We start from the raw sequence: 9,906 nt of genomic DNA on the forward strand, positions 1-9,906 counted from the left end.
GACTGCGCCGGCGACGTCGGCTAAACGGCCGTCATGATCCGGCTGATTTTTGCGCGGCCCGTGCTGCCGCTATTCGCGCTCCCGCTGTTGCTCGCGCCCGCGCCGCTGCCCGCGCAAACGGGCGGTGCGCCCTATAGTATCGACGGGCGCGGCTTTGCGCGGCTGCAGGAAGCCGTCGATGCGATCGGCGATGGCGAGGGCGTGATCCGCATCGCGCCCGGCTATCACCGCGACTGCGCGGTGCAGAGTGCGGGGCGCGTCGCCTTTGTCGCCGCCGAGCCGGGGCGTGCAATCTTCGATGGCGTCGCTTGCGAGGGCAAGGCGGCGCTCGTGCTGCGCGGCGCAGGCGCACGCGTCGAGGGCCTTGTGTTCCAGAATATGCGCGTGCCCGACGGCAATGGCGCGGGGATCCGGCTCGAACGGAGTGACCTCGAGGTTGCGGACAGCCTGTTCCGCAACAGCGAGGAAGGCATATTGACCGCTGACGACCCGCGCGCGGCACTGACCATCGACCGTTCGACCTTCTCGCGCCTCGGGCGCTGCGACCGCGGGCTGAGCTGCGCGCACAGCGTCTATACCGGCATCTACGGCCGCCTGACGGTCACGCGCACGCGCTTCGAAAAAGGGAGCGGCGGCCATTATCTGAAATCGCGCGCGGTGGTGGTCGATGTCAGCGACAACAGCTTCGACGACACGCAGGGGACGGGCACCAACTATATGATCGATCTGCCGTCGGGATCGGTCGGGCGCATCACCGGCAATCTGTTCGTCCAGGGGCGCGACAAGGAAAATTATTCGGCCTTGATCGCCGTGGCGGCTGAAGAGCGGAAAAACCCGTCGCGCGGGCTTTCGATAGCCAACAATCGCGCGCGTCTCCCCGACGACATGGAGCGCAAGTCGGTGTTCGTCGCCGACTGGAGCGGCGAGCCGCTGGCGATTGCGGCGAATGATCTGGGGCCCGGGCTGACGCGGTTCGAGAAGCGATAAGCCACCTTCAAATCCCGTTCGTGTCGAGCGAAGTCGAGACACGGGAGGCCACGCGCGATGTCCGCGTGTCTCGACTTCGCTCGACACGAACGGATCAGGCGGGAGCGTTAAGCCTCGCCGCGCGTTTCGATGAGCGAGGCCGCGAGCGCTTCGGCGGGCGATTTTCCACCCCACAGCACGAACTGGAACACCGGGTAAAAGCGCTCGCATTCGTCGATGGCGCTTTCGACCAGCGTTTCGGTAAGGTCGAGCGTCAACGCCGCGTCGCTGCCGACAAGCATGCCATGGCGGAAGAGGATCGTGCCGCTGTTCGACCACAACTCGAAATGGCCGAGCCACAATTGCTCGTTGATCAGCGCCAGCGCCTCGTGCGCGACGGTGCGCTTATCCTCGACCACACGGATGTCGGGAAAGGCGAGAAGCTGGATGACGCCGTCATCGGGGCGCCAGACAGCGCGCAATTCATAGGTCGTCCAACTGCCCTGCGCGGTCGCGACAATCTCGTCCTCGCCAACCATTTCGTGCGGCCAGTCGTGCGCCGCAAAATAGGAGGCGAGCATGTCCATCGGCGCAGCTTCCTGGCCGTCGTCATCGTCGTAGATATCGTCACTCATAGTCGCTGCCCTAGCCGTTCTCGGGTAAGGTTGCGAGTCTGGCCGTCACCCCAGCCTTCGCCGGGGTGGCGATCATGCCTTCGGTGCAGCCCTTGGCTTGCGCGCTGCCGGCTTGGTCGGCGCCTTTGGCGCCGCAGCCTTGGGCGCGGGCTTTACCGTTCCCTCAAGCTTGTCGAGCCGTGCCTTGAGCGCATCGGCTTCGGCGCGCGCCTTGGCGGCCATTTCCTTCACCGCCTCGAATTCCTCGCGGCTGACGAAATCCATGCTGCCGACCCATTCCTTCGCGCGCTCGCGCATCGCCGCCTCGGCCTCGCGGCCGGCGCCGGCGACGGTGCCGGCGATGCCGTTCACCATCTTGGCCAGATCGTCGAAAAAGCGGTTCTCGCTCTGCATGCTCAATTGCCTCCGTCGGGGGTGACCCCTTGCCCGAACTCTATCTGGGTGCTCGCCGCCGCCGGAACAAGGGTTTCGGCGTCGGGGTTGCGCTGGTCGATCTGGAAATTGAGCACTGCGGCAAAGCAGAGCCACACCATGTAGGGGACGAGCAGCCACGCCGCCGCCTTGCGGATCGGCGCAAAGGCAAAGGCGGTCGCGACCGTCACCATCAGGATGAAGATGATGAGGTAAAGCGCGGTCGTCACCTGATGCTGGCCGAAGAACAGCGGCGACCAGGCGAAATTCGCGAACAACTGCACGGAAAAGAGGAGCAGCGCAAAGCCGCGCCCCATGGCGCCGCGCGCATGGAGCACCATCGCGAGCGCAAGGCCGAGACAAGCGTAGAGCACCGGCCACACGACCGCGAACACCCAACCCGGCGGCGTGATCGCGGGGAGGTCGAGCGCGGCGAACCAACGGTTGCTGTATCCGCTGTTCGACAAATAGCCCATCAGGCTGCCGATCAGCACGATCGCCGGAACGGTGACCATCGCCCAGCGCCAATAGGACATGCGCAGCTGTCCGGGGGTGGCAAGTTCGCTCATTCTGGCTGGTCCCTTTCGCGATTCCGCTGGGTACAGGTGTCGCGACTCGCGGGGCCAGCGTCAAGCGCCTCGCTGCGTTGCAGCAATCAGGAACTCGACATTGCCCTCGGGCCCGGTGATCGGGCTCTCGACCAGATCGGCGACATCCCAGCCTTCGCTGTCGAGCCAAGCGCGCACTTCGGAACAGACGCGCTCATGCACGCTCGCATCGCGCACGACGCCCTTTTTGCCAACCTCGTGCCGTTCGGCCTCGAACTGCGGCTTGATCAGCGCAACGAGGCGCGCGCCCGGGCGGGCGAAGGACATCGGCACCGGCAATACCTTCGCCAGCGCGATAAAGCTTGCGTCGCAGACGATCAGATCGACCGGTTCGGGGATATGGTCTGCAGTCAGGATGCGCGCGCTCGTCTGTTCGTGGACGATTACGCGCACGTCCTGCCGCAGCTTCCACGCGAGCTGGTTGGTGCCCGAATCGACGGCATAGACGCGCGCAGCGCCGCGCGTCAGCAGCACGTCGGTGAAGCCGCCGGTCGACGAGCCGACATCGATCGCGACCGCGCCGGCCACGTCCCAGCCGAGATGCGCGAGCGCATGGTCGAGCTTGATCCCGCCACGCGACACCCAGGGGTGGTCGCGGCCCTTCACGCTGACCTCGGCGTCGTGGGCGAGCTGTTGCCCTGCCTTGTCGATCTTGCGGTCGCCGACAAAGGCGAGTCCGGCGAGGATCAGCGCCTGCGCGCGCGTCCGGCTTTCCGCGAGGCCGCGGTCGACGAGCAGCTGATCGGCGCGCTGTTTTGCCATCACGCCTTCCCCGTCATTGCGAGCCAGCCTTGTCCACCAGCATCCCCGGCGTCAAAATCTGCGGCAGGATTTCGGGTTCGGCCGCACCGGGCGCATACCAGAGATAGAGCGGCACGCTGTTGCGGCCATGTTCGGCGAGGGCGCGCGTGATTGCAGGATCGCCGTTCGTCCAGTCGCCAACCAGCGTGACGACGCCGGCCTTGTCGAATGCTTTCTGAACCGCCTCACGGTTGATCGCGCCGGCTTCGTTCGCCTTGCACGACAGGCACCAGTCGGCGGTGAAATAGACGAACACCGGCTTTCCGGTCGCGCGTGCCTTGGCGAGTGCGTCGGGCGAGTAGGTCGACCCCGTTCCGGCAACCGACCGGCTGCCGGACGCAAGCTCCGCCGCCGCCGCGCCAAAACTTGCGGCGAACAGGAGTGCGGACAAGGCGAGCAGCCAGCCGCGCCGGTCGCCGCGCTGCATCGATCCCCAATGCCACAAGAGCGCGATTGCCATCGCAAGCGCGATCAGCGGATAGGCGAGCGCGTCGGCGCTGCCGAGCTGGCGCCAGAGGAGCCAGCCGAGCGCGAGCGCGGTCAGACCCATCGGCAGCGCCATCCATTTGCGAAAGCGCGCCATCCACGGGCCGGGCTTGGGAAGGCGCTGGCGCAGCGCGGGGACGAAACCGACCGCGAGGAAGGGGAGGGCAAGTCCGAGACCGAGCCCGCCGAAGATCGGCAGCGCCGCCCATGCGGGCAGCACGAGCGTCGCGCCGAGCGCCGCGCCGAGCAGCGGCCCGCTGCACGGCGTCGCGACGAAGGCTGCGAGCGCGCCGGTCCAGAAGCCGCCCGCTGCGCCGCCCTTTTCGGCCAACGCTTGCCCGCCTCCGAAAGACGGCAGCTCATAGGTGCCAAGCAGATTGAGCGTGATCGCTACCGTCAGCAGCAACAATACCAGCACGCTCAACGGATGCTGGAGCTGGAACGCCCAGCCAACTTGCTCGCCCGCTGCGCGCAGACCAAGGAGTGCGCCGCCGAGAAGCAGCGCGGTCGCCACTGCGCCGGCGGCATAGGCCAGCCCTTCGACCTTCGCCGCGCGTGCATCGCCCCCGGAGCGCGCGAGGCTCAGCGCCTTGAGGCTCAATATCGGGAAGACGCAGGGCATCAGGTTGAGGATCAGCCCGCCGACGAGCGCCCCGCCGAGCGCGGCGAAGAACGTGGCGATGTCAAACGTCTTGTCGCGTCCGCCTGTCGTGGCGATGGCCTTGCCGGCCGCCGGCACCGCGCCCGGCTGGAAGCGCACCGAAAGCCCGCGACCTTCGCCGAGCCGGAGCAATCCTGCGATTTCGCCTTCGGCGCCGCCCTTCGCCCGCGTTTCGACGACGATCATGTCGCCGCTGCGGCTGAAGGTCTGCGGCGCCGGATAATCGATGACATCCTGTGTTTCGGCGAACAGATAGGGCGCATCGATTGCCACGCTTTCGGGCAGCGGGATGGCAAAGCGCACGCGCTCGCCGCGCCGCTCCCATCTGCCCGGGCGGTCGAGCGGCTGCGGAAGCGCGGCGCGCCATGTGTCGAAGCGCGCGCGATCGGCGGCACTGACGGCTCCGTCGCCCGCGACGAGCTTTACCGAGATCACCGCCTTTTCGGGAACGCACACCTTGTCGGTGCAGGCGAGCCAGTTGGCAACGCCCGACAGCGTCAGGTCGCTCCCCCGCGCGACGCGCGGATCGACGCGCACATCGGCGAGCAGCGCATAGGGATGCTCATAGACATGGTTCATCATGCCGAACAGGATCAGCGGCTCGGGCACCGGATAGCGGAAGGGCGTCACGCTCACGCCTTCGGGCGCATTCCATTCGACCGACAGGCCGAACCCCGCGTCGCCGCCATTGACCCAATAGCCATGCCAGCCCTCGTCGGGCGTCATCGTCAAGGCGATGCTCGTGCTTTCGCCGGGGGCGGGGGCCGCTGATTCGGCGACGAGTTTCGGCGCGATATGCGTCGATTGCGCGTGCGCGGAGGCAAGCGCGAGCTGCCCCATCGCGACCATCGCCAGCGCCAGCCGCCAAAGGCCTGTCACGATCCCGTTATTCCGCAATTCCATTGTTCGCCCGCAGCCGTTGGAGTCTGAAGGCTTGCCATATAGGCGGCTTTCGTCGAGAGGACAGCCCGCGCCGACGCCGCCGAACCGGAGAATTGCCGCCATGTCGATCAAACGCCTGACCACCGCGCTTGCAACCGCTCTTTGCCTGACCGCGGCAAGCGCGGGTCTCGCGCAGGACTCGCGTCCCGCCTCCACGGCATCTGCGCCCGCTGCCACAGCGCCCAAATTGCTTGTGGTGATCGCGGTGGACCAGTTATCGGCAGATCTGTTTTCCGAATATCGCAGCCATTTCACCGGCGGCTTCGCGCGGCTCGCGTCGGGGGTCGTCTTCCCGTCGGGCTATCAGGCACATGGCGCGACCGAAACTTGCCCGGGCCATTCGACGATCCTCACCGGCAACCATCCCGCGCGTACCGGGATCGTCGCGAACAATTATTTCGACCTTGCGGTCGGGCGCGAGGACAAGCGCGTCTATTGCGCCGAGGACGAGCGCGTCGAGGGCACCGCGTCGGGCAGCGGCAAATATGCGCCGTCGGTCGAGCATCTGCTCGTTCCGACGCTCGGCGATCTCATGAAGGCGCGCGACCCGGCGGCGCAGGTCGTGTCGATCGCGGGCAAGGACCGCGCGGCGATCATGATGGGGGGGCGCCGCGCCGACGAACTGATGTGGCTCGCACCGACCGGGCTGACGAGTTATCGCGGCACGGCCTTGTCGCCCACCGCCACCCAGGCCGGCGCGGCGATCGCCGCCGCCATCGCCCAGCCGCGCCCCGCGATGACACTGCCGCGCGATTGTGCGGCGCGCGATATTGCGATTGCCACCGACGCAAAGGGCGGCAGCGTCGGAACGGGGCGCCTCGCGCGCGACGGCGGCGACTTCCGCCGCTTCATGGCGTCGCCCGAAGCCGACGGGGCGGTGCTTGCGACCGGTGCAGCGATCCGCGCGGCGCGCAAGATGGGCGAGGGCGCAGGGACCGACCTGTTGATCCTCGGCCTGTCGGCGACCGATTATGTCGGCCACGGCGCGGGGACCGAAGGCAGCGAAATGTGCCTCCAGATGCTCGCGCTCGACCGCGAACTCGGCGATTTCTTTGCGCGGCTCGACGCGACCGGGATCGACTATGCCGCCGTGCTGACCGCCGATCATGGCGGGCATGACCTGCCCGAACGCAACCGCCAGAATGGCTGGCCGGAGGCGCAGCGCGTCGACCCCGCCCTTTATCCCGCGGCGCTCGGCAAGGCGGTTGCGGAAAAGCTCAGCCTGCCGCAGCCGTTGCTCTATGGCGACGGCCCTTTTGGCGATCTTTATCTCTCGAAGGCACTCACACCGACGCAGCGCAAGGCGGCGATGGCCGAAGTCCTCGCCCGGCTGCGCGCGCATCCGCAGGTCGAGGTCGCGCTGACGGCAGAGGAGTTGGCGGCGCATCCGATGCCGACACGCGCCGTCGACCTCTGGTCGGTCAAGGACCGCATTCGCGCATCCTTCTATGCCCCACGCTCGGGCGACATCATTCTGGCGCTGAAGCCGCGCGTCACCCCGATTGCCGAACCGGGCGCCGGATATGTCGCGACGCATGGCTCGGTGTGGGACTATGACCGCCGGGTGCCGATCCTGTTCTGGCGCAAGGGGCTCGCCGGATTCGAGCAGTCCAACGCCGTGATGACCGTCGACATTTTGCCGACGCTTGCGGCGCTGGCGGGGCTCGAACTCGACCGCAGCAAAATCGACGGCCGCTGCCTCGACCTGATTTCGGGACCCGCAAGCAGTTGCCGACCATGACGAAGACCGAAAGATGACCAAGGATTTGACGACTTTCAACGGCCGCCTGCTGCTCGTCGGCTGCGGCAATATGGCGGGCGCAATGCTCGATCGCTGGCTCGCGGCGGGGCTGGACCCGGCACAGGTGGCGGTGGTCGACCCGGCGGCGGCGAAACGCCCCGGCGTGGTGATACACGCGTCGCTTGCCGAGTGGCGCGGCGCGGGCGGATCGGCCGACTGGATCATGCTCGGCATGAAACCGCAGCAACTCGGCGAAGTGGCGGGCGAACTCGCACCGCTCGCGATCGGCGACGTGCATCTGCTTTCGATCCTCGCGGGCGTGTCTCTCTCCGACCTGGCCGAGCGCTTCCCCGATGCCAAAGCGCTGGTCCGCATTCTCCCGAACCTCGCGGCGCGCATCGGCGCGGGCGTGTCGGCGGTTGCGAGCAGCGGCGATGCCGACATGGACGCGGTGGCGGCGCTGCTCGACCCGCTCGGCCGCACGGTCGCGCTTCCCGACGATTCGACGATGGACCTCGTCACCGCCTTCACCGGCAGCGGCCCGGCGTTTGTCTTCCGTTTGATCGAAGCCTATGCCGCTGCGGGCGAGCGGCTCGGGCTGTCGTCCGACGATTCCTTGGCGCTCGCGACCGCGACCTTCGGTGGCGCGGCGGCGCTGCTCGCCGAAAGTGACGAACGCCCGGGAACGCTCATCGCTCAGGTCGCGAGCAAGGGCGGCACGACGCAGGCGGGGCTAGACGTGCTGGATAATGACGGGCAGCTTGCGGCGCTTCTCACCAATGTGCTGCGCGCGGCGCGCGATCGCGGGCGCGAACTGGCCGACATCGCACGCGGCGACGGTTGAATTTCAGCGCGGGGGTTCGCCCAGCCGCGCAACGCGGCCGCGTTCGCGCGGCGGCAGCAAGGCTTCGCTCACCTGCCAGAATCCCGTGACCGCCGCCTGCCCGGCGTGCGTATAGGCGCGGCTCATCGCGTCGCGCAGCAGCCCGAACACCGACGCCTCGAGCGCGCGGCCCGCGTCGGTAAGGCGCAGTTCCTTCTGGCGCCGGTCGCGGTTGCCGGGGCGCGTCGCAACGAGTTCTCGCGCCTCCAACTCCTTGATGACGCGGCCGAGCGACTGCTTGGTGATGCCCAGCAACAGGAGCAGATCGGAAATCGTCAACCCCGGGCGGCGCGCGATGAAGTAGAGCGCACGGTAATGCGCGCGGCCAATCCCCTGCTCGGCAAGCCGTGCATCTATTGCGCGCCAAAGCGATCCGTGCGCGAAAAACAGATACTCGATTCCCCGACGCACCTCATCCTCGCGTAAGAAAAGGGCAGAGGCAGTCGGGACTTGTGAAAGAAAATTATCGTCGTCCATCGTCACTACCGTTGCGCCCCGCGCGCTCCTTTGGCAAGAGGCGCGCACCATCCACCGCCCGACGACAGGTCCTCCGCAATGTCTGCTAACGCCTTCTCCCGATTGCCGCATCCCCGCCCTACGGCCGACGATGTTCGCGCCGCGGCGATTGCGGACCCGGTGTTCGGGCGGATTTTTACCGATCATATGGTGTCGATCCGCTATACCGAGGGCAAGGGCTGGCACGATGCACAGGTGATGCCGCGCGGGCCGCTGACGCTCGATCCCGCGACCGCGGTGCTCCATTATGCGCAGGAAATTTTCGAAGGGCTGAAGGCCTATCGACTCGACGACGGCGCGATGGCGCTCTTCCGCGTCGAGGCGAATGCCGCGCGCTTCAACGCGAGCGCGCGCCGCATGGCGATGGCCGAGCTGCCCGAGGAGTTGTTCATCGCGGCGGTCAGGGAAATCGTCGCCGCCGACGCCGACTGGTTCCCCCAGGTCGACGGCGGCGCGCTTTACCTGCGCCCCTTCATGTATGCGAGCGAGGTGTTCCTCGGCGTGAAGCCCGCGGCGGAATATCATTTCCTCGTCATCGCCTCGCCCGTCGGCAATTATTTCAAGTCGGGGGCGCCGGCGATCTCACTGTGGGTGTCCGACGATTACACGCGCGCGGCGCCCGGCGGCACGGGGGCGGCAAAATGCGGCGGAAATTACGCCGCTAGCCTGATCGCCCAGCAGGAGGCGATCGCCAAGGGGCACGACCAGGTCGTCTTTCTCGACGCCGCCGAACGCCGCTGGATCGAGGAACTGGGCGGCATGAACATGTTCTTCGTCTTCGACGATGGCAGCATCGTCACCCCGCCGCTGACCGGAACGATCCTGCCGGGCATCACGCGCGACGCGATCATGACGCTCGCGCGCGACGAGGGGCTGACGGTCCGCGAGGAACGCTATGCGATCGACCAGTGGCAGGCCGATGCCGAAAGCGGCCGCCTGACCGAAAGCTTTGCCTGTGGCACCGCCGCGGTGGTGACGCCGGTCGGCAAGGTGACGCGCCACGACGCGAGCTTCACCATCGGCGCCGGCGGTTCGGGGCAGGTCACCGCGAAGCTCAAGAACCGCCTAGTCGACATCCAGCGCGGCCGCGCCGCCGATCCTTACGGCTGGGTGACGCGCCTGTAAGCGCCGCCTTGCCAAGCCCGGGCGAGCCGCTATAGAGCGCCCTCGCACCGGCCGTTGGGGCGTAGCCAAGCGGTAAGGCAGCGGTTTTTGGTACCGCCATGCGCAGGTTCGAATCCTGCCGCCCCAGCCAG

10 protein-coding genes and 1 tRNA gene are annotated in these 9,906 nt (G+C 67.3%); 5 read left to right on the forward strand and 6 right to left on the reverse strand.

Annotation, left to right across the window (positions count from 1 at the left end; genetic code table 11):
- Window positions 1-33: 33 nt before the first annotated feature.
- Complete coding sequence (locus JI743_RS14380) at window positions 34-987, forward strand: right-handed parallel beta-helix repeat-containing protein (protein WP_201929053.1); 954 nt, start codon at window positions 34-36, stop codon at window positions 985-987.
- Window positions 988-1,094: 107 nt separating this feature from the next.
- Here JI743_RS14380 and JI743_RS14385 read toward each other — a convergent pair whose 3' ends face one another.
- The 5 genes from JI743_RS14385 to JI743_RS14405 all read right to left on the reverse strand — a co-directional run bounded on the left by JI743_RS14385 (window position 1,095) and on the right by JI743_RS14405 (window position 5,471).
- Entirely contained in the window at window positions 1,095-1,601 is a 507-nt protein-coding gene (locus JI743_RS14385) for a type III secretion system chaperone family protein (RefSeq protein ID WP_201929055.1), read from the reverse strand.
- A gap of 72 nt (window positions 1,602-1,673) precedes the next feature.
- Entirely contained in the window at window positions 1,674-1,994 is a 321-nt protein-coding gene (locus JI743_RS14390; RefSeq protein WP_201929057.1) for an accessory factor UbiK family protein, read from the reverse strand.
- Between the two features lie 2 nt (window positions 1,995-1,996).
- A complete protein-coding gene (locus JI743_RS14395) occupies window positions 1,997-2,581 on the reverse strand; it encodes a TspO/MBR family protein (RefSeq protein ID WP_201929059.1) in 585 nt (194 codons plus the stop codon).
- 60 nt (window positions 2,582-2,641) lie between these two features.
- Entirely contained in the window at window positions 2,642-3,382 is a 741-nt protein-coding gene (locus JI743_RS14400; RefSeq protein WP_201929061.1) for a TlyA family RNA methyltransferase, read from the reverse strand.
- Window positions 3,383-3,395: 13 nt separating this feature from the next.
- Complete coding sequence (locus JI743_RS14405; protein ID WP_201929063.1) at window positions 3,396-5,471, reverse strand: protein-disulfide reductase DsbD family protein; 2,076 nt, start codon at window positions 5,469-5,471, stop codon at window positions 3,396-3,398.
- Between the two features lie 100 nt (window positions 5,472-5,571).
- Here JI743_RS14405 and JI743_RS14410 point away from each other — a divergent pair, with 100 nt between their 5' ends.
- Both JI743_RS14410 and proC read left to right on the forward strand, forming a co-directional pair.
- A complete protein-coding gene (locus tag JI743_RS14410; protein ID WP_201929064.1) occupies window positions 5,572-7,251 on the forward strand; it encodes an alkaline phosphatase family protein in 1,680 nt (559 codons plus the stop codon).
- A gap of 13 nt (window positions 7,252-7,264) precedes the next feature.
- On the forward strand, window positions 7,265-8,095 hold the full coding sequence (gene proC, locus JI743_RS14415; protein ID WP_201929071.1) for a pyrroline-5-carboxylate reductase: 831 nt from the start codon (window positions 7,265-7,267) through the stop codon (window positions 8,093-8,095).
- 3 nt (window positions 8,096-8,098) lie between these two features.
- On the opposite strand, the gene JI743_RS14420 is transcribed toward proC, so the two are convergent.
- On the reverse strand, window positions 8,099-8,611 hold the full coding sequence (locus JI743_RS14420) for a MarR family winged helix-turn-helix transcriptional regulator (protein ID WP_201929080.1): 513 nt from the start codon (window positions 8,609-8,611) through the stop codon (window positions 8,099-8,101).
- 78 nt (window positions 8,612-8,689) lie between these two features.
- Here JI743_RS14420 and JI743_RS14425 point away from each other — a divergent pair, with 78 nt between their 5' ends.
- A complete protein-coding gene (locus JI743_RS14425) occupies window positions 8,690-9,775 on the forward strand; it encodes a branched-chain amino acid aminotransferase (RefSeq protein ID WP_201929081.1) in 1,086 nt (361 codons plus the stop codon).
- A 55-nt stretch (window positions 9,776-9,830) separates the two neighbouring features.
- Window positions 9,831-9,905: transfer RNA gene (locus JI743_RS14430), tRNA-Gln, on the forward strand.
- Window position 9,906: the final 1 nt, after the last annotated feature.

The organism is Sphingopyxis jiangsuensis, from assembly GCF_016734905.1.
Classification (GTDB): domain Bacteria; phylum Pseudomonadota; class Alphaproteobacteria; order Sphingomonadales; family Sphingomonadaceae; genus Sphingopyxis; species Sphingopyxis jiangsuensis.